Raw genomic sequence first — 13,241 nt, 5'->3', positions numbered from 1 at the left:
TACCGAAGAAGCGCACCGAAGAAGCGTACCGACCAACGGTCGGTACCTACTGGAACATCATGGCGGACAGCACGAAGTTGAAGACCAGCACCAGCAGCGAGGCGTTGACCACCGCACGCGTGGTGGCGACCGAGGTGCCTTCGATGGTGGGTTCGGCATGGAAACCGACATAGGAGGCCACCAGGGCCGCCGTGCCGCCGAAGATCGCCGACTTCAGCATCGCCACGCCGAAGTCGTCCCAGAAGTCCACGCTGTTGCTCAGCGCCGACCAGAACACGCCATTGTCCAGGCCGAGCACGTGCACGGCCTCGAAGTAGCTGGCACTGATCGCCAGTGAACAGAAGATGCCGGTCAGCAGTGGAACGGTCAGTACCGCCGCCCAGAAGCGCGGGGCAACGACCTTGGCGACCGGGTCGATCGCCATCAGCTCCAGGGCCTTGATCTGATCGGTGGCCCGCATCAGGCCCAGCTCGGCGGCGATCGAGCTGCCGGCGCGGCCGATGAACAGCAGCGCGGTCAGCACCGGGGCCAGTTCGCGGTACAGCGACAGGCCAAGCAGGGTGGACAAGGCGTCCGCAGCACCGAAGGTGGTCAGCGTGCGGTAACCCTGCAGGGTCAGCACCAGGCCCACGAAGGCACCGCCCACGGCGATGATCGGCAGCGAACGTGCGCCGATCTTGTAGATCTCGCGGGTCAGCTCGGCCAGGAAATCGGCGGTCGGCAGCGAGCCGCGCAGCACCGTCAGCGAGAACAGGCCGGCGCGACCGAGCGAGCGGGTGGCGTCAACGAACGGCATCAGGCAACCCTCGCACGCGGTGCGGCATCAAACGGGATCGGGCCGTCCGGCTCACCATGCAGGAACTGCCGCAGCAGCGGGTCCTGGCTGGATTCGAGCGCGGCCGGGCTGCCCTGGAACACGATGCCGCCGTTGGCGATCGCGATCACCTGGTCGCAGATCGGCAGGGTCTCGTGCACGTGGTGGCTGACGATGATGCTGGTCAGCCCCAGGCTGTGGTTGAGGCGCTGGATCAGGCTCATGATCACGCCCGAGGCGATCGGGTCCAGCCCGGTCAGCGGCTCGTCGTAGATCATCAGCGGCGGGTCCAGTGCCAGCGCGCGGGCCAGGGCCACACGGCGCGCCATGCCGCCGGACAGCTCGCGCGGCCAGGCATCGGCAGCGGCCAGCAGGCCGACCGCGTGCAGCTTCATCTGCACCAGGCGGCGCAACACGGGTTTGGGCAGGCGGGTATGGGTGCGCAGCGGCAGGGCCACGTTCTCGGCCACGGTCAGATCGGTCAGCAGGCCGTTGCCCTGCAGCAGCACGCCCACGCTCTTGCGCATCTCCAACAGCGCGCGTGCGCCGGTCGGGATGGGCTGGCCGAACAGGGTGACCTCGCCGGCAACCGGCCGCAGCTCACCGGTCAGCGCGGCCAGCAGGGTGGACTTGCCACTGCCCGACGGGCCGAGCACGGCGGTGATGCTGCCGCGCGGAACGGTCAGCGAAACGTCGCGCAGGATCGTACGTCCGCCGCGGTCGATGCGGACGTTGGACAACTGCACCAGACTCTCTTCGGAAACCGTCATGGGCGCCATTAACAAAATTCCAACGTTGTAAGATCGTGGTGAACGGCTGAACATAACCGAACTGCACCGTGCAGTATTGTTGCACGGGCAGGTGAGGGCAGCGCCCCGACGGCCACGCCGTGGGCTGCAACACAGCGTGTCGGGCCGGTATCGGCCATGGCCTCTTCCGTGTCCTGACACCCGTCAGCGCTGCGTTCGTGCGCGGGCTGCGGCACACTCCTGCGATGACCGACGCCGCTTCAGACTTCCGCCTGTACCACTCCAACTCGCTCGATGTGCTGGCCGCCCTGCTGGCCACGACGCTGCGCACGCCCGTGCCGGGCCAATCGATCCTGGTGCCGGAGGTGGTCCTGATCCCGCAGGTCGCGATGCGCCGCTGGCTGCAATCGACCCTGGCGGCCGAGTATGGCATTGCCGCCAATCTCGAGTTCCTCACCCCCGGCGAGCTGGTCGCCCGCGCCCTCAACGCCAACGTGCCCGGCGAACATGACGATCTCAATGCCGAGGGCCTGCGCTGGGGACTGTATGCCGCGCTGCGCGACCCGGTGCTGATGGCGCAGCCGCCGATGGCGGCCCTGCAGGCCTACCTGTCCGCGGCCGATCCGCTCAAGCCGTGGGCGCTGGCCGCCGAGCTGGCGGCGGTGTTCGAGAAGTACCAGGCCTGGCGTCGCGATTGGCTGCTGCGGTGGGAGGCCGGCGCGGCACCGAACGACCCGCAGGCGATCCTGTGGCGGCATATCGCCAGCGGCAAGCAGTACCGTGCGCGCCGCATCGATGCCTATCTCGCCCGTTTCGAGGGCGCGGGCCAGCCGCTTCCGCAGGGCCTACCGGCGCGGGTGTTCGCCTTCGCCACGCTCAACATCTCCCCGGACGTGCTGCGGGTGATGGCCACCCAGGCGCGGGTCGGCACGATGCACTTCTATCTGCCCACGCCGACCCAGGCCTACTGGGGCGATCTGCAGACGCTGGGCGAGAAGCTGCGCAGTGGCGCGCCCGATCCGTTCGGCGAGGCGGCCGGCGAGAACCGCCTGCTGCAGGCCTGGGGCGCGGCGGGCCGCGACTTCATGGCGGTGCTGGGCAGCTACGAGGTCGTGCACCCCTCCGGTGAGATCGCCGCCTACGACGATCCCGAAGAGGACGCGCGCCCGGACATGGACGCCGGTGGCCTGTCCGACAGCCTGCTGCATCGCCTGCAGCGCGACCTGTTCCACCGCCGCGGGCAGCCCGCCGGCCCTCTGCGCGAGGCACTGCGCTACGACGACCCGAGCCTGCAGGTGCATGCCTGCCATACCCGCCTGCGCGAGCTGCAGGTGCTGCACGACCAGCTGCGCGGCCTGCTCCAGGACCCGCGCTTCGATCCGCCGCTGCAGGCGCGCGACATCGCGGTGCTGGCGCCGGACATCGATCCCTACGTGCCCTACCTGGAAGCGGTGTTCGGCGGGCGCGGCGGCGGCGATGACCACATTCCCTATGCGCTGGCCGACACCAGCCCGCTGGCGGGTGAACCCCTGGCCGATGTGTTCGTGCACCTGCTCGGGTTGCCGGTCTCGCGCTTCGGCTTGAACGAAGTGCTGGATCTGCTCGCCAGCGCGCCGCTGGCCGAAGCGGCCGGTCTGGATGCGGCGGCGTTCGACCGCCTGCACGATTGGCTGCAGGCCGCCGGCGCACGCTGGGGGCTGGATGCGACCCATCGCGGCCAGCACCAGGCCCCGGTCGATGATGCCTTCACCTGGCAGTTCGCACTCGATCGCCTGCTGCTAGGCCATGCCAGCGGCAGCGACGGCGACATCGCCGGGGTCGCGCCGTGGCCGGAGCTGGAAGGCAGCGCGCTGGATGCGCTGGACCGCCTGCTCGGCCTGCTGCGGGTGCTGGCGCGCTACCAGAAGGCGTTGGGAGAGGCGATGTCGCCTGGCCAGTGGCGGCAGCGTCTGCTGGGGCTGCTCGATGCGCTGCTGCCGGCGCCGCCGCAGGCCGCCAACAGCCAGCGCGCGCTGGAGCGGCTGCGCAAACTGATTAACGAGTTCGCCCGTGACGCCGACATCGCCGGCTTCGAGGGCGACGTGCCGCCGGAGGTGCTGCGCGCGCATTTCGCCGGCGTGCTTGCCGAGGCCGATACACGTGCGCCGCTGCTGACCGGCGGCGTCAGCTTCGGGCGGATGGTGCCGATGCGCCTGCTGCCGTTCCGGGTGATCTGCGTGCTGGGCCTGAACGATGGCGATTTCCCGCGCCGCGACCCGGCTGCCGGGCTCAACCAGCTCACCGCCGAACTGGGCACCGACAAGCGCCGGCATGGCGACCGTTCGCTGCGCGAGGACGACCGCTTCCTGTTCCTGCAGCTGTTCGCCTCGGCGCAGGACGTGTTCTACCTGAGCTACCTGGGCGCCGATCCGCGCGATGGCAGCGTGCGCGAACCCTCTGTGCTGGTCAGCGAGCTGATCGATGCCGCTGCCGAGTACCACCTGGATCCGCCCGCGGCGGCCAAGCGGATGACGGTGCGGCACTCGCTGCAGCCGTTCGCCCCGGCGGCATTCGGTGGCGGTGAGGAACCGCGACGTTTCAGCTACCGCCAGCAATGGCACCCGGCTGCCGGCTCGCTTGGCGGCGCACGGCGCGCGTTGGCGCCCTGGTTCGCACGGCCCCTGCCGCCGATGGAGAGCGTGGTGGGCGAGGCGGAACTGAGCGTGGATGCGCTGCGTCGGTTCCTCACCGATCCGGCCAGCCAGTTCCTCTCGCAACGGCTCGGCCTGCGCCTGCCCGACGAGGTGGACAACGCCGAGGATGTGGAGCCGCTGGTGATGGCGGCGCGCGGTGGCGATACCGTACTGCTGCAGCAGGCGGTGATCGAGGCCACCCTCGACGAGGAGGCCGCGCCGCTCTACCCCCGGCTGCGCGCGCGTGCGCTGCTGCCCTCCGGTGCACTGGGCGAGCGTCAGTTCGCGCTGCTGCAGGCGCAGACCGAACCCTACGCACAGGCGCTGGCGCGGTGGCAGGCCGGTACCGCTGCCGGCAGCCGCCGCTACGACGTGGATATCGACGGGGTGCGCCTGCATGGCCGGGTCGAGGGCCTGCACCCGCATGGCCTGGTGCGCCTGCGCCCGGGCCCGCTCACTGGCCGCGCCGCGATCCGCCAGGGCCTGGACTGGCTGCTCGCCAACGCCGCCGGTGACCCGCAGCCACTGGTCCAGTTCCACGACGCGGGCGATGACGGGCTCGGCCCGCACACGCTGCCGCCGCTGGAGGCCGAACGCGCGCACGAGGTATTGCGGCGCCTGCTGCAGCTGCGCAGCGAGGGGCTGCGCGCGCCGCTGTTGTATGGCCCGTCCACGGGCTGGGTGCTGTACACCGCCGCCGAGGCCAAGCGCGAAGCCGAGGGCCGCGCCAAATGGCACGGCAGCGACCGCACCTGGGGCGAATCCACGGGCGCCGGCTACCCGCTTGCGTTGCGCGGGCACGATCCGTTCGCCAGCGCGGACAGCTACCGGCAATTGCTGCACAACAGCTTCGTGGTGTTCACCGCGGTGCGCGAAGGCCGGGTCTTCCCGGGCTTTGACGAGGAAGGAGCCCTGCGATGATCGACCACGACCTGCTCAACGATCCCTACCTGGCGCTGCCGCTGGAGGGCGTGCGCCTGATCGAGGCCAGCGCCGGTACCGGCAAGACCTTCACCCTGGCCACGCTGTTCACCCGGCTGGTGGTGGAGAAGGGCTGGCGCATCGGCCAGATCCTGGCGGTCACCTTCACCGATGCCGCGACGCAGGAACTGCGCAAGCGCATCCGCGAGCGCCTTGCCTTGGCCGCACAGCTGGTCGAGCGCGCGCCGAGCGAACAGGACAGCCCGGAGGTCGTCCTGACCCGGGTGATCCTGCACCGCCAGCTCGCCCTCGGTGAAGAAACGCCGGCCGCGCTGGCGCGTCGGCTGCAGACCGCGGCCGACGAAATCGACCTCGCCTCGATCTTCACCATCCATGGCTTCTGCACCCGCGTGCTGCGTGAGCATGCCCTGGAGAGCGGACATACCTTCGATCCGCCGACCCTGCTGCCGAGCGAACGCGCGCTGCACGAGGAACTCGCCGCCGACCTGTGGCGGGTGCATGCCAACGACCCGGCCACGGTCGATGCGCTGACCTGGCTGTGGTCCTCGCCCGAGGCGTTGGCCGGCGATCTCGCCACGCTGATCAAGCCGTTGCCGCTGTTGCCGGCGCGACCCACCCACAGCGTCGACGACCCCGCGCCGCAGCTGCGGCTCGCCGCGGCCGCGCTGGCCGAGGCGATCGAGACCCACGCCGAACACGCGCAGGCGCAGATCGCCGTCGCCTTCGATCGCAAGATCTTCGACGGTCGCCGTGCCAAACGGCCCAGCTTCGACAAGGCCTTCGGCGAGCTGTTCGCCGGCCGCAGCGCGCAGCACTGGCCGCGCGGCGACAAGAGCCACCTGGGCAAGCTGCTGCCAGTGCAGCTGCTGGCCTTCTGCAAGGACGGCATGGACGGCCAGTGCCCGGTCTCGCCGCTGTTCGATGCACTGCAACGCTGGTGGCACGCCGCCGACGCGCGCGAGCAGTGGCTGCGCCAGCAGGCCACCGCGTTCCTGCATGACCTGCGCGATGAAGCGCGTGCGCGCCTGGCCGATCTCAAGCGGATCGGACGCGTGCAGACCTACGATGACCTGATCGACGGTGTCGCCGATGCACTCGACGGCCCGCACCGCGCCACCCTGGTGCAGCAGCTGCGCGCGCAGTACGCGATCGCGCTGGTGGACGAGTTCCAGGATACCGACGACCGCCAATGGGGCATCTTCCAACGCGTGTTCGGCGATTCGCAGGAGACCCGCGAGGCCGGCCTGGCACCGGCGCTGTTCCTGATCGGCGATCCGAAGCAGGCGATCTACGGTTTCCGCGGCGGCGATATCCACACCTACCTCAAGGCCAAGCGCCAGGCCGATGCAGCGCCTGCGCTGGACCGCAACTTCCGCTCGCGTCCGGCGGTGCTGCACGCGATCGAAGCGCTGTACGCCAATGCCGGCGAACGTGCCTTCCTCGAAGCCGACATCGCCTTCGAGCCGGTGCACCCCGGCAGCACCCGCGTGGATGCGGATTTCCTGCGCGACGGGATTCCCGCACCCGGCCTGACCGTGCGCGTGCTGCACAACACCGAGGCGGGCGATCTCAAGGCCGATCCCTCGCGCCAGCAGGCCAGCGACGCCTGTGTCGCCGCGATCCACCAGATCCTCGGCGAGGCCCGGCAAGGGCGCGCGCTGCTGCGCGACGTGCCGGTGCAACCCGGCGACATCGCGGTCCTGGTGCGCTCGCACAAGGAGGCCACGCGCATCCAGCAGGCGCTCGGTGCGGTGGGCATTCCCGCCGTCGCCGCGGGCAAGCAGAGCCTGTACGCCACGCCCGAGGCACACGACCTGCGCCTGCTGTTGCTGGCCCTGCTGCAGCCGGCCGATGAAGGACGCCTGCGCGCGGCGCTGTCGACCGTGCTGCTTGGCGAAGATGCCGAGGCGATCGACGCGCTGGAACGCGAAGGCGATGCGCAGCGCTCGTTCCAGGTGCGGTTGCTGGAATGGCGCGAGCGCTGGCAGCGCGGCGGTCCGTTCGCGGTGATCGCCGATCTCTGCGCCGAACATGCCGAGCGCCTGCTCGGTCTGCTGGATGGCGAGCGCCGCCTGACCAACTACCTGCAGCTGGGCGAACTGCTGCAGCAGGCGGCCGGGCAGACCCTGGGCATGCACGGCCTGCTCGACTGGCTGCAGGTGCAGATGGCGCATGCCGATCAGAACGACGAGCAGCAGCTGCTGCGCCTGGAATCGGATGCGCGCCGCGTGCAGATCATCACCCTGCACAAGAGCAAGGGCCTAGAGTATCCGCTGGTGTTCCTGCCGTTCGTGGGCATCGGTGGTGGCGCGCCGAACACCGAGGCCAACTGCACGGTATACGCCAACGGCCGCCGCGAGCTGCACTGGAAGCTGGACAAGGACGACAGCTGGAGCGCGGCCAGCACGCGCAGCGCGCAGGAGCAGGAGGCCGAAGACGCGCGCCTGCTCTACGTCGGGTTGACCCGCGCCGAGCACGCGCTGTGGATCGCCGCCGGCGATCTCGCCGGCCTGGCGAAGACCCGCCTGGCACCGATGCTGTCGAACATCGCCGCCCTGCGTGACCACCCGGACATCGCCGTGATCGAAGGCCCGGTGGAGACCCGGCCGGCACAGCTCGCCTTCGAACGCGAGGGCGAACTGCCGCCGGTGCGCGCGCTGACCCGCCGTGTGCCGCACGACTGGTGGGTGTACAGCTTCACCCAGCTGGCACATGCCGATGCGGGCCACGATACCGATGCCGCCGCGACCGAAGTGCCGGCCCCCGCGGCCGATGAACCGGCCGGCGTGGACCTCTCCCTGGACGCCGAGCAACCGGCTGTGCCTTTGGAAGAGATCGACCCGCGGTTCATGGGCAGCCGCTTCGGCAATGTGCTGCACGATGCACTGGAAAACACCGATTTCGCGCTGTGGGGCGACTGGCATGCCGGGCAGCCCGCACCCGGCGAGGAGGCCGAGGTCCTGCGTGCTTCGCTGCGCGTGGAAGGCTATGCCGAGCAAGACCTGGACGATGGCGTGGCCATGTTGACCGCGCTGGTCGGCCAGACCCTGACCGTGCCCTTGCCGGAAGGTGGCGCACTGCACGACCTGCCGGCCGATGCACGGCGCGCCGAGATCGAGTTCCACTTCGCGATGCAACCGACCGCCGTTCCCGCCCTGCTGGCCCTGCTGCACGCGCACGGACTGGTCCGTGACCGCCATGGCTTCGGCACCCGCCGGCGGCTGGAGGGCCTGATGACCGGCAAGATCGATCTCACCTACGTGCGTGCGGACCGCTGGTACGTGCTCGATTACAAATCCAACCGCCTGCCCAGCTACGACGCGGCCCGGCTGACGAGCGCCATGCAGCACAGCGAGTACGACCTGCAGGCGCTGATCTACACCGTGGCGCTGCATCGCTGGCTGCGCTTCCGGCTGGGCGCGCAGTACGACTACACGCGCGACATGGGTGGCATCCGCTACCTGTTCTGCCGCGGCCTGGATGCGGGCCGCGACGACAGCCCTGGCTTGTACGCGCATCGCTTCGATCCGGCCCTGGTGGATGCACTGGATGCGTTGTTCGCCGGTGGCGAACACGCCCAGGCCCGCATGGCGGCCCGCGCACGGGGGGACGCATGAGCCTGCTCACCACGCTGTACCGCGGCAACGCGCTGCGCACACTCGATCACGCGCTGGCGCAGAGCCTGCGCCGGCTGCGCCCGGACACGCCCGAAGCGGTGCTGCTCGGTGCTGCACTGGCGTCGCTGGCGGTCTCGGAAGGCCATGCCGGCCTGGACCCGAGCCAGCCGCAGCGGCTGATCGACGCCGAGATCGAGTGGCCCGCGCCCGGGGGTTGGCTGGCGCAGCTGCGCACCTCGCCGTGGGTGGAGGTGCCGGGCGCAGATGACGTGGTCGCCGGGGATGCACCGCTGGTGCTGGAGAACGGGCTGCTCTATCTGCGCCGCTACCGCGAGTACGAGCGCCGCCTTGCGCAGGGCCTGCAACGCATCGCCACGCATCCGCTGGCGCAGGCCGATCCCGGTACCTTGGCCACCCTGTTTGGCCAGCTGTTCCCGCAGGCGCGCGAGGGCATCGATCACCAGGCGCGTGCCGCGGCGGTCGCGCTGCGCCATCCGCTGGTGCTGGTGACCGGTGGTCCCGGTACGGGCAAGACCACCACCATCGCACGCCTGTTGGTGCTGCTGGCGGCCCAGGCGGTCCAGGCGGACCAGGCATTGCCACGGGTCGCGCTGGCCGCGCCCACCGGCCGCGCCGCCGAACGCATGGCCGAGAGCCTGCGCCTGGCCGTGCAGCGGCTGCGGCTGGTCGGCATCGCGCCGGCCCTGTGCGATGCGATGCCGAGCACCGGCACCACCCTGCATCGCCTGCTCGGGGTGATCCCGGATTCGCCGCGTTTCCGCCATCACGCCGACAACCCGCTGCCGTATGACGTGGTGGTGGTGGACGAGGCCTCGATGATCGATCTGCCGTTGATGACCAAGCTGGTCGAGGCGGTCGCCGATGGCAGCCGGCTGGTGCTGCTCGGCGATCCGGACCAGCTCCCCTCGGTGGAAGCCGGTGATGTGCTCAGTGCGATCCTGCGCGCCAGTGGCGATGGCCTGGGCACCCAGGCCGATGATGCGCAGGCATTGCGCGCGCTGCTGGCGCCCGACGCGCTGCAACCGCTGGCACCGCCACGCCGGTTCGCGGGCCGGCGCGTGCAGCTGCAGCGCGGCTACCGGCAGACCGACGCGCTCGATCTGGCGCCGTTGGCGCATGCCGTGCGCGAGGGCAACAGTGGCACCGCACTGGCGCTGCTGCGCGTGGGCACGCTGGCCGGTGTGCACTTCCACGAGGACCAGAGCGACCCGCTGCAGCATCATCGCGAGCACCTGCTCGGGCATTGGCGTGGCCTCGGCGAAGCCGTCGATCCCGGCGTCGCGCTGGCCAATGCCGGACGCATCCGCCTGCTCACCGCCGTGCGCGAAGGTCCGCAGGGTGCGCGCGGGCTCAACGCGCGCATCGAAGCCCTGTTGGCCGGTGTGCCGCGGCCGGGCATGGCGCCGGGCTATTTCCACGGTCGGCTGCTGCTGATCACTGAAAACAGCTACCGGCACCGCCTGTTCAACGGCGACATCGGCATCTGCCTGATTGATCGGCACGGCAGCGTCACGGCGTGGTTTCCCGGTGAGACGCCGGACCAGCCGCGCGGCTTCCATCCGGGTGCGTTGCCCGCACATGAGAGTGCGTTCGCCATGACTGTGCACAAGGCACAGGGCTCGGAGTTCGATGAGGTCTGGCTGCAGTTGCCACGGCGCGACAACCGCGTGCTCTCGCGTGAGCTGATCTACACGGGTATGACCCGCGCGCGGCAGTCGCTGCACGTGCTCGGCAGTGCGGACGTGTTGGAGGCCGCGTTGGCGCGGCATGCCAGCCGTTTGTCGGGCCTGGCGGCGCGCCTGCAGGGCGGCCAGGGGGACGCAGTGGCCGACGCCGTGGTGACGGCGCCGGCCCAGGGGCAGTTGTTCTAGCCCCGTCGCCGGTCTTACTCCGGAATCACCACGGTGCCATCGGGGAACACGATGGCGCCGTCACCGCTGACATCGAAGAAGCCCAGCTGGTGGGTGTTGGCCAGCACCTGCACCAGGCCGTGCGCGTTCTCGGCCACCTCGTCATCGAACGAGGCGTAGACCACGTGCTGGCCGATGCTGTAGTCGGTCACTTCCGGGCGGTCGTCTTCCTCATCGGACAGCGGGCCGTCCATCGGCGGGTAATGCTCGGCCAATGCGGCGAAGAATGCCTGCAGCGCCGGCACCGACACCTTCGGGTCGTCGTAGTCGTGCGTCTCGTTCCATTCGGTCTGCGCGTCATACCACTGCAGGAAGGCCTCGGCCTCGCGCGGGGCGACGGCGGGGTCGAACACCATCAGGTCGTAACTCATCGGAAATCACCTTGATCCATGCGCAAATGCATGCGTCAGGATAGCCCTGATCGGTGTGGGCCGGCCGGTCTGCGGCCAGGCCGGTTCAGCGCGGCGCGGGCAGGCCAGGGGCCGCTGCGGAGGGCTGGGCAGGGGTATCGACCACCGGCGCCTCGGGGAACAGGGCATAGCGCAGCCCGATCAGGCCCATCAGCGCTTCATCGCGGGCCTTGCCGGCCGCCACGGTCTGCACGCGCTTGAGCGAGGCCTCCAGCCGGGTCTGCAGCCCGGCCGGGGCAGGCACTGGCCGGCGCTGCGCGGCCTGGGCGCGGTAATGGCGGGCGATGTCGTCCAGGATCGCGTCGATCGCGGCCACGCTGGCCGGCGGCAGGCCATGCCGTGAGCGGCGCAGCTGCAGGATGTTCAGGCCGATCCGCGCTTCGGTGAGCATGTCCACCGAGGCGATGTCGCTGCCTTCCGGCGTCGCCGCCAGGCGCGGTGCCAGCAGGCCGAGCAGATCGAGCATGCGCGCGGCGAACTGCTGGCGGTCCTGCTGGCCACGGCCCTCGGCCGCATCGGCCAGCGTGTTCCAGCCTTGGCGTACCAGCCGGCGTGCGGTCCACTCGGCACCCACCGAGCGGAACAGCCGCGTCATCACCACCGCAAAGCCAATGCCGATGAACATCGCCACGGCCGAGTTGATGAAGCTCTGGATGTTGGCGCTGTAGGTGTTCTGCACGTTCAACAGCGCGACCAGGTTCACCGTGAGCGGCAGGCCGATCAATGCGGTCTTGGGCCGATGCAGCAGCAGGCCCAGCGGCAGGAAGATCACCGCTAGCACCAGCACCAGGCTGCCGAAGTCGTGTACGGCCGGGAAGATCCCGAACAGGTACACGCCGGCCACCAGGCTGGCCACGATGGCCCAGAGCAGGAAGGACAGCATGCTCGGCGCCGGATCATCCTGCGCGGCGAAGAACGCGGCGGCCACCGCGGCCATCATCGCGCCGTTGCCGCCGCCCTCCCAGCCGAGCCCGATCCACAGCACGCAGTACGTCATCAGGGCGACGCCGGCACTGGCGGCGGAGAACAGCGCCATGCCGTAGTCCACATGGCGCACGTGATCCACGCGCTGGGTGCGCACGCGGTAATGCGCGGTATCGCTCGGCGCGGTGCCGGCATCGATGGCGGCATGCAGGGTGGTGCAGTCCTGCCAGAGGTCGACCAGCTCTTCCAGCCGCAGCAGCAGGGTCACCAGCAGCAGGTGGTCCAGCTCACCATCCACCGCCGGCTTGAGCGCGACGATGCGTGCGCGCAGTGTGGCGTACGCACTGGCGCTGGAGCGGCCGGGCTGTTCCAGCCACTGGGCCAGATCGGCGATCAGCGTCTCCAGCCCGGGCGGCAGCGCACGGCCACCCGCACGCAACGCCCCGAGCCGGTCGGCGATCGAAGAGAGCACCGGCAGCATCAGCAGCATGCGCTCGCGTAGTCGCTCCATCGAGACCGCCGCGCCGGCATGGCGCGGATCATCGCGACGCATGAATTCGATCAGCGCCTCGAACTGGACCAGATCGGCGGCCAACCGGTTGCGCGGGCCATGCGCATGGCCGCGCGTCAGGATCTGCCGGCACCAGTCGGCCGCATCGCCCATCCAGCTGCCGATCCGCGAGCGCAGCATCGGCCGCACCGAGGCCGGGAAGAACAGCGAGGCGAACAGCACCGCCACCACCGTGCCGAGGATGATCTCCTCGCTGCGCGCCACCACGGTGTCGAAGATGGTGTCCGGCGAGGTCACCGCCGGGAAGCCGATGAAGGCGGTGGTGTACCCGGCCAGCAGGAACGCGTAGCCGCGCGGGCCGCGGTTGAGCAGGGCGATGAACAGACACCCGGACAGCCACAGCGACATCGCCGCGCTGAGCAGCAAGGGGGTTTCCACCAGGTGCGGCAGCATCCACAGCGTCGCCGCACCGGCGATCAGCGTGCCGAGGATGCGATAGGCGCCCTTGGCGCGGGTCGGGCCCAGCATCGGTTGGGTCACGATGTAGACCGTGGCCATCGCCCAGTACGGCCGCGAAAGATTGCCGGCCAGGCCGATGTACAGCGCCGCGATCGCCGCCAGGAAGGTCTTGACCGAGAACAACCAGGCCTGTCTGTCCAGCAGCAGCATGG

General features: G+C 70.1%; 7 protein-coding genes. 3 read left to right on the top strand and 4 right to left on the bottom strand.

All coding sequences use genetic code 11. The features are described 5' to 3' along the window. Window positions 1-46: 46 nt before the first annotated feature. Together ABE472_RS01865 and ABE472_RS01860 are read right to left on the bottom strand one after the other, a co-directional pair. Window positions 47-796, bottom strand: coding sequence for an MlaE family lipid ABC transporter permease subunit (locus ABE472_RS01865; RefSeq protein ID WP_019183993.1), 750 nt, complete (start codon window positions 794-796; stop codon window positions 47-49). Then, window positions 796-1,584: an ATP-binding cassette domain-containing protein gene (locus ABE472_RS01860; protein ID WP_019183992.1), complete on the bottom strand. Its 789-nt coding sequence runs from the start codon at window positions 1,582-1,584 to the stop codon at window positions 796-798. The genes ABE472_RS01865 and ABE472_RS01860 overlap by 1 nt, the downstream gene beginning before the upstream one ends. Window positions 1,585-1,808: 224 nt before the next feature. Here ABE472_RS01860 and recC point away from each other — a divergent pair, with 224 nt between their 5' ends. Genes recC through recD form a run of 3 tightly spaced genes read left to right on the top strand, consistent with a single transcriptional unit; the run spans window position 1,809 to window position 10,686 of the window. Next, window positions 1,809-5,156, top strand: coding sequence for an exodeoxyribonuclease V subunit gamma (gene recC, locus ABE472_RS01855; RefSeq protein ID WP_346465261.1), 3,348 nt, complete (start codon window positions 1,809-1,811; stop codon window positions 5,154-5,156). Next, window positions 5,153-8,794, top strand: coding sequence for an exodeoxyribonuclease V subunit beta (gene recB, locus ABE472_RS01850; protein WP_346465259.1), 3,642 nt, complete (start codon window positions 5,153-5,155; stop codon window positions 8,792-8,794). Before recC ends, recB begins: the two co-directional genes overlap by 4 nt. Beyond that, a complete protein-coding gene (gene recD, locus ABE472_RS01845; protein ID WP_346465257.1) occupies window positions 8,791-10,686 on the top strand; it encodes an exodeoxyribonuclease V subunit alpha in 1,896 nt (631 codons plus the stop codon). The genes recB and recD overlap by 4 nt, the downstream gene beginning before the upstream one ends. Before the next feature lie 14 nt (window positions 10,687-10,700). On the opposite strand, the gene ABE472_RS01840 is transcribed toward recD, so the two are convergent. Together ABE472_RS01840 and ABE472_RS01835 are read right to left on the bottom strand one after the other, a co-directional pair. Continuing rightward, window positions 10,701-11,096 (bottom strand): hypothetical protein, encoded by a 396-nt coding sequence (locus tag ABE472_RS01840; RefSeq protein ID WP_088435243.1) that lies wholly within the window; start codon window positions 11,094-11,096, stop codon window positions 10,701-10,703. Between the two features lie 85 nt (window positions 11,097-11,181). Next, window positions 11,182-13,239 (bottom strand): FUSC family protein, encoded by a 2,058-nt coding sequence (locus tag ABE472_RS01835; RefSeq protein WP_346462809.1) that lies wholly within the window; start codon window positions 13,237-13,239, stop codon window positions 11,182-11,184. Between the last annotated feature and the right edge of the window lie 2 nt (window positions 13,240-13,241).

Source organism: Stenotrophomonas sp. TWI809 (assembly GCF_039673205.1).
In the GTDB taxonomy this organism is placed as follows: Bacteria; Pseudomonadota; Gammaproteobacteria; order Xanthomonadales; family Xanthomonadaceae; genus Stenotrophomonas.
Note: the sequence above shows the minus strand (reverse complement) of the source record. Positions and strands in the feature narration are given on the sequence as shown.

Excerpts from the sequence above, each read along its gene's own strand:
- ABE472_RS01865 (WP_019183993.1), bottom strand. The coding sequence starts at position 796 with ATGCCGTTCGTTGACGCCACCCGCTCGCTCGGTCGCGCCGGCCTGTTC.
- ABE472_RS01860 (WP_019183992.1), bottom strand. The coding sequence starts at position 1,584 with ATGACGGTTTCCGAAGAGAGTCTGGTGCAGTTGTCCAACGTCCGCATC.
- recC (WP_346465261.1), top strand. The coding sequence starts at position 1,809 with ATGACCGACGCCGCTTCAGACTTCCGCCTGTACCACTCCAACTCGCTC.
- recB (WP_346465259.1), top strand. The coding sequence starts at position 5,153 with ATGATCGACCACGACCTGCTCAACGATCCCTACCTGGCGCTGCCGCTG.
- recD (WP_346465257.1), top strand. The coding sequence starts at position 8,791 with ATGAGCCTGCTCACCACGCTGTACCGCGGCAACGCGCTGCGCACACTC.
- ABE472_RS01840 (WP_088435243.1), bottom strand. The coding sequence starts at position 11,096 with ATGAGTTACGACCTGATGGTGTTCGACCCCGCCGTCGCCCCGCGCGAG.
- ABE472_RS01835 (WP_346462809.1), bottom strand. The coding sequence starts at position 13,239 with ATGCTGCTGCTGGACAGACAGGCCTGGTTGTTCTCGGTCAAGACCTTC.